This window comes from Paenibacillus sp. FSL R7-0297 (genome assembly GCF_038009025.1).
In the GTDB taxonomy this organism is placed as follows: domain Bacteria; phylum Bacillota; class Bacilli; order Paenibacillales; family Paenibacillaceae; genus Paenibacillus_AQ.
Map to the genome: position 1 here is coordinate 4,410,080 of NZ_JBBPAQ010000001.1, position 16,591 is coordinate 4,426,670.

12 protein-coding genes are annotated in these 16,591 nt (G+C 54.1%); 10 read left to right on the forward strand and 2 right to left on the reverse strand.

From position 1 onward, the window contains the following. Window positions 1-48: 48 nt before the first annotated feature. Window positions 49-717: a hypothetical protein gene (locus MKZ24_RS19415; protein WP_340785604.1), complete on the forward strand. Its 669-nt coding sequence runs from the start codon at window positions 49-51 to the stop codon at window positions 715-717. Here MKZ24_RS19415 and MKZ24_RS19420 read toward each other — a convergent pair. Next, on the reverse strand, window positions 704-2,449 hold the full coding sequence (locus MKZ24_RS19420; protein ID WP_340785606.1) for an alpha-amylase family glycosyl hydrolase: 1,746 nt from the start codon (window positions 2,447-2,449) through the stop codon (window positions 704-706). The two genes, MKZ24_RS19415 and MKZ24_RS19420, sit on opposite strands and share 14 nt — an antisense overlap. A 387-nt stretch (window positions 2,450-2,836) precedes the next feature. Here MKZ24_RS19420 and MKZ24_RS19425 point away from each other — a divergent pair, with 387 nt between their 5' ends. The 7 genes from MKZ24_RS19425 (at window position 2,837) to MKZ24_RS19455 (ending at window position 10,386) form a co-directional block, all read left to right on the forward strand. Beyond that, complete coding sequence (locus tag MKZ24_RS19425) at window positions 2,837-3,841, forward strand: ABC transporter substrate-binding protein (protein ID WP_340785608.1); 1,005 nt, start codon at window positions 2,837-2,839, stop codon at window positions 3,839-3,841. A gap of 150 nt (window positions 3,842-3,991) precedes the next feature. Beyond that, a complete protein-coding gene (locus MKZ24_RS19430) occupies window positions 3,992-4,771 on the forward strand; it encodes an ABC transporter ATP-binding protein (protein WP_340785610.1) in 780 nt (259 codons plus the stop codon). 80 nt (window positions 4,772-4,851) lie between these two features. After that, complete coding sequence (locus MKZ24_RS19435) at window positions 4,852-5,604, forward strand: ABC transporter permease (RefSeq protein ID WP_340790188.1); 753 nt, start codon at window positions 4,852-4,854, stop codon at window positions 5,602-5,604. Window positions 5,605-5,698: 94 nt separating this feature from the next. Beyond that, complete coding sequence (locus MKZ24_RS19440) at window positions 5,699-6,688, forward strand: aromatic acid exporter family protein (RefSeq protein WP_340785612.1); 990 nt, start codon at window positions 5,699-5,701, stop codon at window positions 6,686-6,688. 215 nt (window positions 6,689-6,903) lie between these two features. Beyond that, window positions 6,904-7,926 (forward strand): HD-GYP domain-containing protein, encoded by a 1,023-nt coding sequence (locus MKZ24_RS19445; protein ID WP_042242696.1) that lies wholly within the window; start codon window positions 6,904-6,906, stop codon window positions 7,924-7,926. A 244-nt stretch (window positions 7,927-8,170) separates the two neighbouring features. After that, window positions 8,171-8,728, forward strand: coding sequence for an outer spore coat protein CotE (locus MKZ24_RS19450; RefSeq protein ID WP_039310097.1), 558 nt, complete (start codon window positions 8,171-8,173; stop codon window positions 8,726-8,728). 230 nt (window positions 8,729-8,958) lie between these two features. After that, the gene (locus MKZ24_RS19455; protein WP_340785616.1) at window positions 8,959-10,386 is read left to right on the forward strand and encodes a putative amidoligase domain-containing protein; all 1,428 of its coding nucleotides are present in this window, start codon (window positions 8,959-8,961) and stop codon (window positions 10,384-10,386) included. A gap of 151 nt (window positions 10,387-10,537) precedes the next feature. Here MKZ24_RS19455 and MKZ24_RS19460 read toward each other — a convergent pair whose 3' ends face one another. After that, window positions 10,538-11,335 carry a GNAT family N-acetyltransferase gene (locus tag MKZ24_RS19460; RefSeq protein ID WP_340785617.1) on the reverse strand — a complete coding sequence of 266 codons (798 nt, stop codon included), beginning with the start codon at window positions 11,333-11,335 and terminating at the stop codon, window positions 10,538-10,540. Between the two features lie 268 nt (window positions 11,336-11,603). Here MKZ24_RS19460 and mutS point away from each other — a divergent pair, with 268 nt between their 5' ends. Further along, window positions 11,604-14,345, forward strand: coding sequence for a DNA mismatch repair protein MutS (gene mutS, locus MKZ24_RS19465; RefSeq protein ID WP_340785618.1), 2,742 nt, complete (start codon window positions 11,604-11,606; stop codon window positions 14,343-14,345). Between the two features lie 110 nt (window positions 14,346-14,455). Continuing rightward, window positions 14,456-16,567 carry a DNA mismatch repair endonuclease MutL gene (gene mutL, locus MKZ24_RS19470; RefSeq protein ID WP_340785621.1) on the forward strand — a complete coding sequence of 704 codons (2,112 nt, stop codon included), beginning with the start codon at window positions 14,456-14,458 and terminating at the stop codon, window positions 16,565-16,567. Window positions 16,568-16,591: the final 24 nt, after the last annotated feature.

The window sequence follows — 16,591 nt, forward strand, 5'->3', positions numbered from 1 at the left end:
ATTGACAATAAATTTCAGATTTATGGGAATAGGGAAGGATATATGGATGTGAAAACTCAAGATGTAATCTGTTTAGCACAGTTTCTGTTCCCCGGTGAAACAGAGCGGAAAGTGGTGGCGGATATCCTGCAGACAGTCTCTGGCGCAGTAGGGATTTGCAGGGTGAAGTATTTGGAAGGCGAAACTTCGCAGGATGTATGCATGCAAATACATAAAGATAAAATAGTTGTTACCGGTATACTGGAAGAAGACCCCTTCGGTTATGAATTGAAGGAGCCAAGTGAGATGAAGCGCGCCTGTTATTATCTTTTTAACTGCTTTGAATATGCAGAGACCCGCATGGTGTCTGTTCCTGCACTCTTCCTGTCTAGAAGCAGGTATGAGGAGATTAAACAACAAGCAGGGTCCTGCAGTTTGTGTATGCTGGCTGAGTACCTGGGGGAGGAGACAGGTGATTTGGCCAGTTCAACTGAACTGGCCAAGGTTATGTTAGGCCCGGAAATGACCGGAGAACTGCGGTTATGCTCCCGAACTGGCAGCGGCTGGAGCCTTCAGCAGGCTTCATATTTTGAGAACGCTGCTGGCGGCTGGCTCCTTCGGATGAGCTCCGAGCCAGCGCGGGACTATCTGATCGCCGCTCCGCTCACGAAGGCGGAGCTGTGCTGCGCCTTTTATGAGTGGGTCATGCATTCTACTCCGATTTTTACTCCAGAATAACTGTTGTGTAAGCAGGAAGTGTGAGTCCGCCGCTGCCGAGTGCAGCCTTGCCTCCAACTGTCCGGAGGATACCAGCGTATATAATGCCTCCAGTTCCGCTATGAAGCTGCATCGTCTGTGCCGATCCCGTTAAGTTATGAATAACAAGGACCTGCTGCCTGGCGGTTATCCGTTCATAAGCCATAATTCCCCCGTTCCCGGAAGGGTAATCACGTATGTCCCCGTCTCGCAGGGCCGGCACCTCTTCCCGCAGCTGAATAAGCTCGCGGTAGCGCACCAAAAGTGAACCCATGCGCGATTGCTGGCTCTCTACATCGGCCCCGGGATTCGCAGCGTTATTGCTGCCCGGCTCCCACGAAGTCTGACCTGTATCCAGTCCGTCCGGCGTCCATTTCATGGGCTCGCGGATGCCTTCATCCGGCTTCACACCCAGCAGTCCGATCTCTTCCCCATAATAGATAAATGGATTACCCGGCAGGGTCAGCAGCATGGCTGCCGCCATTGCGGCATGATCTGGCTGATTCTCAAGCTGGCTCATGACCCTGTTCTGATCATGATTGGTCAGGAAAATCGCATCTGTGAAAGCACCGCCTGAGAGTTGCGAATACAGCTTGTAGGTCCGTTCCAGGGTGAACGCGGCTCCGCTGTCTTTCTCCGTTTGAGCCGAATGGACCAGCGTTTCAGCAAGCCCGAAGTTAAATCCGGAATTGAAGGCCTGATCTAGATAGGCCCCTACGGACACAGCGGAATTCTCCCAGACCTCACCTACGATATAAGCCTGCGGATTCACCCCGTTCATGGCTGTGCGGAATTCCTGCCACCAGGCTACATTCTTGGCTGTTGTCGCAGTGCTTTTGTCCGAAAGAAGATCCTCATAAATATGCTTTGCAGCATCCAGACGGAACCCGTCGACGCCTTGTTCCAGCCAGTAGGTACCGATGCTCTTCATTTCTCGGCGGACCTCAGGATTATCGAAGTTGAGATCCGGCATTCCCTCCCAGAAAGTCCCCATATAATGGCTTCCCCGCAGAGCATGCCACGGACTGCCGCTGCCGGCAGCACTGGTTCCACTGACCGGGCGGTTCTGATCTTCTGCCCAGATATACCAGCTGCGGTATTGGCTGCCTAGATTCCTGGCTGAATCCACAAACCAGGGATGAGCCTTGGACGTATGGTTCACCACCAGATCCATAATTACCTTGATGCCCCGTTTATGTGCCTCCTTGATCAGTGTCTGCATATCTTCGAGCGTTCCATAGTCCGGATTAATACTCCGGTAATCGGTTACATCATAACCGTGATAGCTGGGCGAGGGGTTAACCGGCATCAGCCATATTCCTCCTACACCCAGATCCTCATGGGTCCCCGGGTCGCCGTCATTTAAATAATCCAGTTTCTCCGTGATCCCCTGCAGATCACCGATACCATCCCCGTCAGAATCGTAGAAGGAGCGGACGAAGATTTCATAAAATACGGTGGAAGGCTGCTCGTCTACAGCTGCATTCGGATTAGCGGCAGGTTGCCCAGCGCCGTTGTTCTGTATTCCTGTCCCTGATTCCGGTTCTGTACTGTGAACGGGGGAGGAAGGTTGTGCGGATGAGACACCGGCAGCTTGATTTCCGCCTGTGCGCGCAGTACTGCTGCAACCGGCCAGCAGCACCGCAGCCAGGCCAGTGATTGCTAAGGCATGCACCAAACGGGTTGTTGGCATAACTGATGAAGAACGAGACATAGAATTAAAACTCCTTTCAGGCATTCGGGATATTTCGCTTCATTATATGTAACTTCGTAAGCGCTTTATTGTTACATCTTATTGGAAACTCTACTATTGGTAAAACGTTTGCACAACCTGAATATTGATATATACTGTCATAGGATCGGTTTTGACCAAGTTAATCTGGAGTTATCGCTTTAATGCTTTGATTTAGTCTGTTTTATTACCTGATATGACCATTATATTAATGCCTATCCGGAAAATCGACCGAAAATATATACAAATCGCTTTATAGAATGCAGTTTTTTTGTGCAAACGATAGCAATACAGGTCTTTAACCTTTCGGCGGGCAACCGCATATGCATAGAGCAAGGGCGAAAGACCCGGGAAGAAAGGAGAATGAAGATGAATCTCAAGAAAAAACTGTCATTGCCGCTCATGATGATTGTCATGTGTTTTGCAGTACTCGCCGGGTGTGGCGGTGATTCGGCTGTAGTGAAGGTGAAAATTGGTGAGGTTACGCGTTCTGTGTTCTATGCACCTGAATATGTAGCGCTGTCCCAGAATTTCTTCAAGGATGAGGGGCTGGACGTGGAGCTGCAGACGATACCGGGCGGGGATAAAACGATGACGGCGCTGCTCTCCGGCGCAATAGATGTGGCGCTGGTCGGTTCGGAAACGTCCATTTATGTGTATCAGCAGGGGTCCGATGATCCCGTGATCAATTTTGCCCAGCTCACGCAACGGGACGGAACATTCCTGTTCGCACGTACACCGGACAGTGATTTTACATGGGACAAAGTTAAAGGGTCCACTTTCCTCGGCCAACGGCAAGGCGGTATGCCGCAAATGGCCGGTGCATTCACCCTGCTGAACAAAGGGATTGATACCGGCAAGGATCTGAAGCTGATTCAGAATATTGACTTTGCCAATATTGCTGGTGCTTTTGCCTCCGGAACAGGAGATTATGTGCAACTCTTTGAACCTCAGGCATCGATCTTCGAGAGTGAAGGCCGGGGACAGGTTGTCGCTTCATTTGGCATAGAGAGCGGTTATCTGCCGTATACCGTCTTCATGTCCAAGGAGAGCTACATCAGCAAAAACAAAGACACGGTGCAGAAATTCACCAATGCCATCCAGCGTGCACAATTGTGGGTGAAGAATCATAGCGCGGAAGAAATCGCTGATGCGGTTATGCCTTACTTTGATAAAACGGACCGGAATATTGTCGTCTCCGCCATCAGCCGTTATAAAGAACAGGACACCTATGCGGTAAACCCGGTTATTGATGATAAAGAATGGAACAATCTGCTTGATGTGATCGATAATGCCGGTGAGCTGAAGGAGCGTGTCCCTTCGGGCAAGATTGTGGATAACACTTTTGCTGAAAAAGCGAAAGAGCAGCATTAAGTAGGGTTGTGATGCTTCCGAAGCGAGTTTCTTCGAAGCAAAATCGTGAGAAGTAATGCTCACAAACTAAGTTGATGCTTCCGAAGCGAGTTTTGCTGCAAAGAAGAATCGAGGATGTGATTTTTACGCAAAACTTTTAGGAGGGCTGATATGCTTCCAGTAGTGGAGTTGAAGGAAATCACGCACGCCTATCTGGGAGACCGCGAGGCTTCGCTTGCGATCGAGGATTTCAATCTCAGCGTGGGCCAGGGTGAATTCGTCAGCCTCGTCGGGCCCAGCGGTTGCGGCAAGACGACGCTGCTGTCGATCATTGCCGGGCTGCTGCGGCCCTCGCGGGGTGAAGTTTTGCTTAGCGGACGCTCTGCGGCTGGGCCGTCTCCTGAAGTAGGCTATATGCTGCAGCAGGATTATCTGTTTCCCTGGAGGAGCATTCAGGACAATGCACTGCTTGGCCTGGAGCTTACCGGAAGGCTGGATGAGGAATCGCGCAGCAAAACCCTGCAGCTGCTGGCCGATATGGGGCTTGCGGGCAAGGAGCTTGCTTTTCCGGCGCAGCTCTCGGGCGGAATGCGCCAGCGCGTCGCTCTGGTGCGGACGCTGGCGACAGATCCCAGCCTGCTGCTGCTGGATGAACCGTTCTCCGCGCTGGATTACCAGATTAAGCTGCAGCTGGAGGATCTGGTCTCGGAGACACTGATGCGCCGGGGAACAACGGCCATTCTGGTTACTCACGACCTGTCTGAGGCAATCGCCGTCAGCAGCCGGGTCATTCTGCTCCAGCGGAATCCGGGAAGAATCCGCAGGATTTTTCAGGTTCCGGAAGCCATCCGCAGTACCCCGCCGCTGTATGCGCGGGACTTGCCCGGATTCGCAGAGCTTTTTCATGAAGTGTGGAAGGAAATGGAGCTGGCAGGGAGGGAAGGCGTGTGAAGACAGAATTGCCCGCAGAAGTGGCGGCCTCCCGTGCACTTTGGCTGGAAAAAAAGCATGCGGACTACAGGAAGAAGAAGCTGCGCCGCAAGACTCAGGTTCTGATCGTAAGAGGCAGTATCCTGATCCTGTTCTTTGTGCTCTGGGAAACGGGGGCCAGGCTGGGCTGGATTGATGAACTGCTCTTCAGCTACCCGACGAAAGTGTTCCGGCAAATTTGGGATGACGTGGTCAGCGGTAGTCTTTGGCCGCATCTGGGGATGACCGTAGGAGAGACAGTAGTCGGATTTATTCTCGGAACCCTGCTTGGGACGCTGCTGGCTGTGATCATCTGGTGGTCGCCTTTTCTGTCTGCCGTACTTGATCCTTATATGGTCGTCTTCAACAGTATGCCGAAGGTGGCGCTGGGTCCGATCTTCATTGTTATGTTCGGCGCCGGATTCACCGCGATTGTGGTCACCACGTTATCCATTACGGTGATTATTACCACTCTGGTGGTGTACAACAGCTTTTGCAGTGTGGACCCGAATCTGGTTAAGGTTGTCCGTTCATTCGGAGCTTCCAGAGTACAGGAATTCAACAAGGTGATTCTTCCGGCGTCCTTCCCTGCCGTGGTCTCCACGCTGAAGGTGAATGTCGGGATGTCCTGGGTCGGAGTCATTGTTGGGGAATTTCTGGTGGCCAAATCGGGGCTGGGTTATCTGATTATCTATGGCTTTCAGGTGTTCAATTTCACACTTGTCATGTCCAGTCTGCTTATCATCGCCGCGGTAGCTACAGCCATGTATCAGCTTGTTGTATATGTGGAGAAGCTGTTATTGTCACGGAGGTAGAATAATGTAATATTGTGTCTCCCGGCAAAATCTTGTACCATGACTATATCTTTACCTGAATATTGAAGCTGAACTTTGTAGGAGAGGTATTAACATGGGATTTCGTATTATCAAAACGGCGGCTGCAACTCTGCTGTCCATTCTGCTGGCAGCCGCCGCAGGTATTCCCAATGCGCAAAGCGCGGGACTGCTGGCTATTCTCGGGGTGGAAACGACGCGCAAAAGGAGTCTCCGCACGATCACGGCACGCTTCTTCGCTTCGCTGGTGGGACTCTTTTTGGGCTGTATTCTCTTTTTTACCCTGGGCTTTCATTATTGGGTTCTTGGATTGTATGTGCTGTTCGGCTTCCCGCTTATCGTCAAATCCGGCTTCAAAGAGGGGATCGTCACCAGCTCCGTTATTGTGTTCCGTGTTTTTGGACAAGCTGACATTACCGTTCACATCCTGCTGCAGCAGATTGAGCTGCTGATTATCGGTCTGGGTTCGGCCGGACTCGTCAACTTCATCTATATGCCGCAGACCGGAGACATGATTGCCGGTATCCGCAAAGAGGTGGACGGCTATTTCTCGGTTATCTTCCGGCAGATTGCCAGAACCCTGCGAGATCCCGCTTATGTGTGGGACGGGAAGGAACTGATCGGAGCCGGTGAAGCGGTGCAGAAGGGTCTGACCGCGGCTTCAAGGGAGATGGAGAATCATGTGATCCATCCGGATGAAGCCTGGAATGTATACTTCTACATGCGCAAGGAGCAGCTGGAGTCGATTCAGAATATGATGCAGCTCCTCTCTCAGGTATACCGCCAGCTGCCGCATGGTGATATGGTTGCGGAGCTGTTCGATCAGCTCAGCGGCGATGTGCTGGCCGAGGAATATACCGGCCGGACCGAGAAGCTGCTGGATGATCTGCAGCAGGAATTTCAGCAGATGGAGCTCCCGGATTCCCGTGAGGTCTTCGAGATCCGCTCCGCTATTCTGCAGTTATGCCGCGAGCTTGCGCTCTATCTCAAAATTGCCAAACGCTATAAAAGTCCGGTCGATCCGAGGCCGGTGAAGGACAAGCTGCCCGCAAAGGGAAAAGCTTGAGCAGGAAGGTAAATATGTCTCAGGTATTAACATTACGGTGTGAATTAACGATAAGATATATAAGCACTTAAAGTGAGCTTATCTCTATAGCTATGTTCATTTTCTGTGCGGGACAGATAAACACATTTCAGGATAAGATTGTACATGAGGCCGCGAAGCTTCCAATTACAGCAGCGGTTCACTCCGGTGGACGGCTGCACTGGCAGGTGAGGAACATGAACAACAGCAATGAACAATATATCGGCAAACAGCTTGCAGCCAATCTTTTTAATCATAGCGGTGTGTTTGTTCTGCCGGCGATGACCTTATTAAGCGGGGAGCATATCCGGCTGATCTCCCAGCACAAGATCCTCTTAGAGCCGCATGATGTGTTTCAGGTGGACAACGCGGCATTCTATCAGCTGGCTGTGGATGACTGCACAGCAGCGATGGAGAGCATTTTTGATCAGCTCCGCTATACCAAGACCAAAAGGCTGCCGATGATTGAGATCCGAAATGAAGTCATTCCTTTTATCCAGCAGGTAAGTGAGAAGAACGATTTCTACGGAATATTGGCTGCACTGCAGTCTAAGGATGATTATACATACAGGCATAATGTTGCGGTTGGTATTATCTCCACACTGCTTGGCAAATGGCTGAAGCTGAAGCCGGAAGAGCTAAGCATGCTGACCATCGCAGCGACTCTTCATGATATCGGCAAAATTATGATTCCGGCTGAAATTCTCACCAAACCCGGCCCGCTGAGTGTGGAAGAACATGCGCTAATGAAGAAGCATACCACCTTTGGATATGAAATGATCCGGGATACCGTGGGCACCACTCACATGCAGGCGCTTGTTGCGCTGCAGCATCATGAACGGATGGACGGCAGCGGCTACCCCTTTGGTGTGCTGGGGCACCGGATTACCGATTTCAGCAAAATTGTTGCGGTGGCGGATATTTTTCATGCGATGACCTCAGACCGCTTCTACCGCACGGCCGCCCCTTTGTATGAGGTGCTCAGGCAGATGGATGATAATGTCTACGGCAAGCTGGACCCTTATATCTGCAGCGTGTTCATCAACAAGCTGATGCAATCGATGATCGGCAATGAGGTACTGCTCACAGACGGACGGATTGGCAAAATCATAATGATTCTGGCCCATGATCCGTTGCGTCCCCTGGTGAATATCGATGACGATTTCATTGATCTGAGCCGTCACAGGCAATTGGGTATTGTGCGTGTAATTCCGCAATAAGCACAGGGTGCAATATCGTAATACGAAAAAAAGGTAGCGGTTCCCCATATTTTGGGGAAGGGCTGCCTTTTGTTTTTTCGGAGGCGGGACTCATAACTGGCTAAATTCAGCAATAAAATGAAGCAGGAGGCTTAATTAGACTCTCACGAGGGCTTACCCAAATTTATTTCTACTCTAACAATCAACAAATGCCCAGAACGTGCATACACTTGATAGTGAATGATTGTATGGAGGAGGTTCAAAGATGTCATTAAGCCATAAACGTCAAACAAGGGAGATCATTACGAAGGCAATTTGCGGCAAAGGTCGTAAGTTCTCTACCGCAACCCATACCGTGACTCCGCCACATCATCCGACTAGTATTCTGGGGGCTTGGATTATTAACCACCAGTACGAAGCGGTTGCCGCCGGGAACGGAATCGAAGTAATCGGTACTTATGATGTGAACATCTGGTACTCGTACGACAAAAACAAGCAGACCGAGGTTGCCAAGGAAACGGTCTCCTATGTGGAGCTTATTCCCTTGTCGTATCTGGACCCGAGACACCGTGCTTCCACGGCACAGGTCTCTGCGGAGGCAACGCAGGAACCCAATTGTGTGGAAGCCGGGGTATCGCCGGGCGGCGGCAGTGTGACGCTCCGGGTGGAACGGGAGTTCGAGGCGGAGCTGGTGGCTGAGACCAAGGTCCGCGTGTATGTCAGCGATCAGAGTGATGATCTGGAAGACAAGGATTATGATTTTGACGGCGAGAGTTTTGATTACGATGATCTGGACCCTGACGCCCTGGATGATGAGCTGTAAGGAAGGAATACGCCGCTGCCTTTCTGTTACTGTGTGGGTTATGATCCATTATATGATGAGAGGGCAGCGGCGTAGAGGGCGAATGCCCTCTTTTTTTTAAAATATTTTGGGGTTAGGTTTCAGCACCAAAAGCTTCATCTGCGTACTGCTGAAGGGCGAGCTATCCGGTCATTAGGATGGTGCAGCTGTAGGCGCTGCATGAAGAATTTCTGATGGGCGGTGGCATAAGGATGAACGAAGGGCTTAACTTATTCCTTCAGCTGGCACCGGAGCAGATTATGCGCAGACTCCGGCGCTGCGGGATTGAAGCGGACCCGGGGGCTATCGGCAGACCTGCACGGCGGAAGGATGCAAGTGAGAGTCATACATATTCCCATGGACAAGACCCCGCAAGTTACAGGCAGCACTACCGGGTGGGTATTTTCAATCTGGCTGTGCTGGAGTGCCAGCCTCTGGGTGCAGGAGCGGCTATGAATGCTGCTTTTTTGGGGCCGGGGAGAGGACGGGGTGGTTATAGCGGAGCGGGTGATGACGGGGATGGCGAGAACGGTAGTGGTGGAGCGGGTGATAGCGGGAACAATTATGGCGGAGCGGGTGGTGGCGGCAGTGAAATGCGCGGGGTGGCAGGAGTTGTCCGTGTAACGGCGGTCCGGGCGTTGTACAGCCTGGGGCTGGACAGCGGCGAGGTGGAACTGCGGGCCATGGGCGGGCGGCGTTATGTGGTGACGGGCATCAATCCGTTGATGCCGGTTCCCGGCAAGCCGCTGCCTGAGCCGTACCGGACAGCCTCGCGGGAGCTGGCCCGCTCCCTTGCCCTTGAGCAGCCAGGCCGTGCCGGGCTGCTTATGGGTATGGACCCGGAGTTCATTCTGCTCCGGGAATCCACGGGCCGCGTTGTGCCGGCGTCGCGGTACCTGCCCATGGACGGCGCCGCGGGCTGCGACGCCGGACCCCCGGGAACGCGCGGCGTGTTCCCGGTGGCGGAGCTGCGCCCTGCGCCGCGCGGGGAACCGCGCGCGCTGCTGGCGCAGCTGATGTCCGCCGCGCGCGAGGCGGACCGGCTCATTACAGACCGCTCGCTCCGCTGGCGGGCGGGAGGCATGCCGCTGCGGGGCTGGGCCCTCGGCGGCCACCTGCACTTCAGCGGCGTGACGCTGTGCGCGCCGCTGCTGCGCGCGCTCGACAACTATCTCGCGCTGCCCATGCTGCTGCTCGAGGACGTCCGGGCTGCGGCCCGGCGTCCCCGCTATGGCGTGCTCGGCGATTTCCGGCGGCAGCCGCATGGCGGCTTCGAATACCGGACGCTGCCGAGCTTCCTGGTGTCCCCGGTCATCGCCAAAGGCGCGGTCTGCCTGGCTCACCTGATCGTGAGCCATTATGAAGAGCTGCCGCTGCGCCCGCTCGACCGGGAGAAGCTGCATGCCGCCTTCTACAGCGGCGACAAGCAACCGCTCCGCGAAGCCTGGCCTCCCCTGGAGGCGCAGCTTCGCGCACTGGGCGGCTACGCAGCCGCCGCCAGCTACATAGAGCCGTTGCTGCGCTCCATAGCCGCGCAGCAGACCTGGGACGAGTCGCGTGATATCCGCGGCTTGTGGTGCGGCAGCGCCCCGTCAGTCTCCGGGGCGCCTCCTTCGAGGCCCGGAGAATCGGATCAATAGGGCATGCAAAATGGCAGACAGCCGCCGGTCACGATTCCTCCGTACCACAGGGTGCGGGAATCCGTGAACACGGCGGCTGTCTTTTTGAGAGATGCATAAAGGGGTTGGTATTCTGAACGCTATATGTGTTCTCCAACCTTCTTTGATCTGCTTATATGTACAGCATCGACCAGTTGCCGATATCGCGGAATCCGAGCTTCTTATAGATAAGTCCGGCTTGCGGGTTGTTGTAGAAGAGGCACAGCGATTTGCTTTCCTCCAGGATATCGGTGCATAAGCGGGCAACCAGGCGCGTAGCCAAACCTTGTCCTCTGTAATCAGGATGCGAAGCTACAGCAACAACCATAGCCGACATGGAGTTTTCTGCTGCGGTTGATGCTGTCACTACAAGCCGGCCGTGTTTTTTGGTGAAATAGGTGCGTCCGGTCTTACTCTCCAGTGTTTTACTCAGGGTTTGCCGCGAATCCGCCGAGTTGTCTGAGAATTCATCAATCCGGTCCGTAAGGGTACAAATATCTTCTACATCCAGAACCGTCGCACGTTGAAATTCTCCCGGGGCGCAAGCCGCCTTATGGAGCTGCTCATTCATTTCTTTAAGCTCGGCAAAGTACATCTGCTTCTCTGTGCGGAAGCTCAACACCTCGCAGAACTGATTCACCACTTCAGAAGAGCCGGAGAGCATTTCCGCCTTCCCGCCTTTTTTTAGCACCTCCGCGAACCCCTCCACGTCAAAAGAACCATCCGCATAACACAAATAACTTCCGTAATAACGCATCATAACCGCTTTGATCCGGCTATCCGGTTCATCCATCTCGCCCCATAATTCCATAAAGTCTTGTTCAACCCCGAAATTCTCCAAGTCTCCAATCATAAACAAATTTAAGGCCGGTTCTTTGAGAAGCAGTGCCATCAGCGGATCGCGGTCGGTTTCATTTAGCTTCCGTATCACAAATACTTCCTCCTTTTAGCAGATAGAGTGTACTGTTAATACTATAGATAATATTATAGGATAGGGTTTCTTGAAAATATAATTTCGTTCAGAACACCTACAGCGTGCGTAAGGGAAAGCCATGCCTACCGTGAAATCATCTTCTGCCAATCGTGAGAATAGGTTCGCACCAGGTTTTAGCAGGAGACCGTGAGAGGCTGCGGGTAACTTTGAGAGCGAAGTTTCTGCTATAATAGAGAACAGTATGAAGTAGGCATGGAGGTAGACGATGGCAAACTATACGCCGATGATTCAGCAGTATTTAAAAGTGAAGGAAGGGGCCAAAGACGCTTTCCTTTTCTTTCGTCTGGGCGATTTCTATGAAATGTTCTTTGAGGATGCCTTGCTTGCCTCGAAAGAGCTTGAGATTACATTAACAGGCCGTGATGGCGGGGTCGGCGAAAAGATTCCAATGTGCGGAGTGCCGCATCATGCTGCTGAGGGGTACATACAGCGGCTGATTGAGAAAGGCTACAAGGTCGCTATCTGCGAGCAACTGGATGATCCTGCGGTGACCAAAGGAATGGTCCGCCGCGATATCGTCCGTGTAGTTACACCGGGCACCGTGATGGATGGCAAAATTATAACGGACAAAAGCAACAATTACCTCGTCTGTGTGACTGAGGAAGATGGCATGACGGCACTGGCTGCCTGCGATTTAACAACAGGTGAGCTGTATGTCACCTCTGTACTCTCCAGCACCGAATGGCTGCGGGATGAGATCGGCATCTATGAGCCGGCAGAGATTATCGGGGACGCGGCGCTCCTGGAGCTGCTGCGCAGTGAAGCCTCCCTGCTGGCTAAGCCGGTAGTTTATACACCGTGGGACAAGCAGGAGGAAGGACTTGCCCGCCGCCAGTTCGGCGAAGCGGCTTGGGTACGCCTGGAGAAGGAACGCGGCCGCTGTCTGGCACTGCTGATCTCTTATTTCAGCGAGACCCAGCGCCGGTCACTTGGGCAGCTCACCCAGATTTCTCCCTACGAGCCCGGAAATTATATGATTCTTGATCCGTTCACCCGGCGCAATCTGGAGCTGACCGAAACCGTAAGGGAGCGCTCCAAAAAAGGCTCGCTGCTCTGGCTCCTCGACCGCACCGAAACCTCGATGGGCGGGCGTCTGCTGCGCCGCCGGATCGACAAGCCGCTGCTGCAGCGCGCACCGATTGAACGCCGCCTAGAAGCTGTTGACTATCTGTATAACCAGTTTATTGTCCGCGAGGATTTGCGCGGAGCACTGAAAGAAATCTATGATCTGGAGCGGCTCGTCGGACGCATTGCCTTCGGCAGTGCCAACGGCCGGGACATGAATGCCTTGAAGCTGTCGCTGGCGCAGATTCCGGCGCTGAAGGAGATGTGCCTGACATCCGGTTCGGCCACCCTGCGGGAGATCGGCACATCCATGGATGAGTGCGCAGAGCTCCGGGAGGATATCGAGCGGGCCATCGTTGAGGATGCTCCGGTATCTGTACGTGACGGCGGAATTATCCGCGGCGGATATCATGAGCGGCTGGACGAGCTTCGTGAAGCCAGCAGCAGCGGCAAACGCTGGATTGCGGAGCTTGAAGCGAAGGAACGCCAGGCGACAGGCATCAAATCCCTGAAGATCGGCTATAACAAAATCTTCGGTTATTATATTGAAATTACCCGCTCCAATCTGTCTGCACTTCCGGAAGGCAGATATGAACGGAAACAGACGCTGGCCAATGCCGAGCGTTATGTTACCCCGGAGCTGAAGGAGAAGGAAGCACTGATCCTGGAGGCCCAGGACAAAATGACAGACCTGGAGTACAGCCTGTTTACCGAGCTGCGCGAGCGGATTAGCGCCCAGGTTCCCCGGCTGCAGGCGCTTGCCGAGAAGGTGGCCGAGATTGATGTGTATCAATGTCTCGCGGCGGTTAGTGCCGAGCACCGTTTCGTGAAGCCGAAGCTGTCCGACAGCTATGACCTGCGGCTCGAGGGCGGGCGCCATCCGGTGGTTGAGGCAGTGCTGAAGGATTCCGCTTTTATTGAGAACGGCAGCACACTCAGCAAGGATGAGGGCAATATCCTGCTGATTACCGGACCGAATATGGCAGGCAAAAGCACGTACATGCGCCAGGTTGCGCTCATCTGCATCATGGCCCAGATCGGCTGCTTCGTGCCGGCATCCAGTGCCGAGGTTCCGCTGATTGACCGCATCTTCACGCGGATCGGAGCAGCGGATGACCTGATCGGCGGCCAGAGTACCTTCATGGTTGAGATGGCTGATATTCAGGTCATGACCGAAAAAGCTACGGCCCGCAGCCTGATCATCATTGACGAGCTGGGCCGGGGTACCTCAACCAGTGAAGGTATGGCGATCGCCCAGGCGGTGATTGAATATGTGCATGATACTATCGCCTGTAAGGCGCTGGTATCGACGCATTTTCATGAGCTGGCTCATCTGGAGCAGAGTCTAAACGGACTCCGCAACTATTCCATGGCAGTTCAGGAGAGCGGGGACAAGGTCAACTTCCTGCGCAAGCTTGTGCCGGGAGCGGCGGACAGCAGCTACGGAATTTACTGTGCGAGACTGGCGGGACTGCCGGAAGGCATTATCGACCGCGCGTACGGCTTGCTTCAGAGCATCGAACAGGCGTCTCCGCCGGGCAGCGTGCCGCTGAACTACGGTACGGGCTATAATGACCGTCCCGGATCTGTGATTCAGGAGAAGCAGGCTGTGGCTTCCATGGCTGCGGCTCAGCTGGAAGCCGCTGTTTCACTTGCTTCCCCTGCGGAGGAAGAGGACAATGAGGTTGTGCAGCTTTCGATTTTTGGTGAGGACGAGCCGCGCAAGAACCGCAAAGGCGGGGTCGCAGCACCGGCAGCCAAAGAAAATCCGCTCTTGAAAGAGCTGATCTCAGCTGTGCAAGGCGCTGATCTGATGAATATGACGCCGCTGCAGGCGATGGGCTTGCTGAATGAGCTGAAGATGAGGGCTAGAGAGCTATAAACCTGAGAAGTGTATACAAGCGAGCGGGCTAATTATGATTTAGCGGGCTCCATTCAGATAACACTATGAGTTTGCAGCTACATTATTTATTAATTGCGGGGTGAACGAATATGGCTAAGATTCATGTGCTGGACGAGCATATTGCCAACCAGATTGCGGCCGGAGAGGTAGTGGAGCGTCCTGCATCTGTAGTGAAAGAGCTTGTGGAGAACGCGATTGATGCGGGAAGCACACGTATCGAGGTCTCTGTGGAAGAGGGTGGACTGCAGAGCATCCGCGTCAAGGATAATGGCTCCGGCATAGAGCCGGAGGATTGCGAGACGGCCTTTTACCGCCATGCAACGAGCAAAATCGCCAACGGCCGTGATCTGTTCCTGATCACCAGCCTCGGGTTCCGGGGGGAAGCACTGCCGAGTATCGCGGCGGTATCGAAGCTGACCCTGCTGACTGCCAGCGGTGATGACGGGAAGGGACGGCTGCTGGAGATTGAGGGCGGGAAGCTGATCCTGAGTGAGGATGCGCCTTCCGGCCGGGGAAGTGATCTCACCGTACGGGAATTGTTCTATAATACCCCGGCACGGCTGAAGTATATGAAGAGCATCCAGACGGAGCTGGGCCATATTTCGGATGCGATGTACCGCATGGCGCTGGCCCATCCGGATATCTCATTCACCTTGCAGCATAACGGCAATCAGCTGCTGCATACGCTGGGCAACGGCGATCTGCTGCAGGTTATTGCCGCCGTGTATGGCACCTCCGCTGCCAAGGCGATGCTGCCGGTCGCAGCCGAGGATCCGGATTATAAGATCTCCGGTTATATCAGCCGTCCGGAATGGACGCGTTCGAACCGTAATGCCGTTACGACAATTGTCGGCGGACGCTATATCCGCAGCAACGGACTGAATGCCTCGATCATGCGAGCGTATCATACGCTGCTGCCGATTAACCGTTATCCGCTGCTGGTGCTGCAGCTCGACATGCATCCGTCACTGGTCGATGTCAACGTGCATCCGGCTAAGCTGGAGGTTCGTTTCAGCAAGGAGACCGAGCTGTACGCATTCGTGGAGCAGCAGATCCGCAGCCTGCTCATGGGACAGAGTCTGATACCGCGTCCAACCAAGGAAATTATCGGGGGCAAAAATAGCAGCTCCTTCATTCAGGAGCAGTTCGCTTTTTCCAAAGGGTCGGTTCCGGGAGCTCCGCAGCAAGGTGCTGAGCCAGCTAACCCTGCGGATGCTTCTGCTGGCCGCGGTCCGATCCAAGGGATGCCTGCTGATGCTGATGCTCTGCAGGGAGGCAGCAGCCAGCCACGCCCTGGCGGGAACAGTGCTGCCCCGCTAACCGGCAGCAGTGCTCCGCTGTTCGGTGGTGGGGCCGCTGCCGGGGCTCCGCAGCGTTATCCAAGCGGCGGCAATTCTCTGCCGCCGCAGTCTCAGACCAGGGAGACGGCTGCAGCATACGGCGGCGGTATCATTCCGCCCGCACCTTACCGGAACGGGACCGCAGCACAGCCGTCATCCCGTCCGCGCGACAGCTACCGCCCGCAGGCAGCTGCGGCTGACCGGGGACAAATGCCAACCGCAGAGGAGTTATACGCCCCTGCTATTGCTCCTGCCGGAAGCGAAGACACGGGACTCCCGCAATTTCCCGAGCTGAATTATATCGGCCAGCATCACGGAACGTATATTATCGCCCAGAATGACAGCGGGCTGTATCTGATCGACCAGCACGCTGCGCATGAACGGGTGAATTATGAATTCTACTATGAGAAATTCGGCAAGCCGGAAGATGCATCGCAGGAGCTGCTGCTGCCGATTACGCTGGAATTCACGCCTTCGGAGAGCAGGCAGCTCAGCGAACGGCTGCACTGGTTCCAGCAGGCGGGAGTATTTCTTGAGCATTTCGGCGGACAGACTTTCCTGGTCCGTTCCTTGCCGTACTGGTTCCCGGAAGGTGACGAGAAGGCGGTTATCGAGGAGATGGCGGAGTGGGTGCTGAGCGAACGGTCGATTGACCTCGCCAAGCTGCGCGAGAAATCCTCTATCCTCTGCTCCTGCAAAGCCTCGATTAAGGCTAATCAGAAGCTCACAGAGCTGGAAGTGGAATCGCTGCTCTCCCGGCTTGCGGCCTGCCGCCAGCCTTATACCTGCCCGCATGGACGGCCGATAGTCGTCTCCTTTTCTTCCTATGATCTGGAGAAGCTGTTTAAGCGCGTGATGTAGTGGCAGCATTGAACATTTGAAGAG

Coding starts and splice junctions, on each gene's coding strand:
- MKZ24_RS19420 (WP_340785606.1), bottom strand. CDS start 2,449: ATGTCTCGTTCTTCATCAGTTATGCCAACAACCCGTTTGGTGCATGCC.
- MKZ24_RS19425 (WP_340785608.1), top strand. CDS start 2,837: ATGAATCTCAAGAAAAAACTGTCATTGCCGCTCATGATGATTGTCATG.
- MKZ24_RS19430 (WP_340785610.1), top strand. CDS start 3,992: ATGCTTCCAGTAGTGGAGTTGAAGGAAATCACGCACGCCTATCTGGGA.
- MKZ24_RS19440 (WP_340785612.1), top strand. CDS start 5,699: ATGGGATTTCGTATTATCAAAACGGCGGCTGCAACTCTGCTGTCCATT.
- MKZ24_RS19445 (WP_042242696.1), top strand. CDS start 6,904: ATGAACAACAGCAATGAACAATATATCGGCAAACAGCTTGCAGCCAAT.
- MKZ24_RS19450 (WP_039310097.1), top strand. CDS start 8,171: ATGTCATTAAGCCATAAACGTCAAACAAGGGAGATCATTACGAAGGCA.
- MKZ24_RS19455 (WP_340785616.1), top strand. CDS start 8,959: ATGAACGAAGGGCTTAACTTATTCCTTCAGCTGGCACCGGAGCAGATT.
- mutS (WP_340785618.1), top strand. CDS start 11,604: ATGGCAAACTATACGCCGATGATTCAGCAGTATTTAAAAGTGAAGGAA.
- mutL (WP_340785621.1), top strand. CDS start 14,456: ATGGCTAAGATTCATGTGCTGGACGAGCATATTGCCAACCAGATTGCG.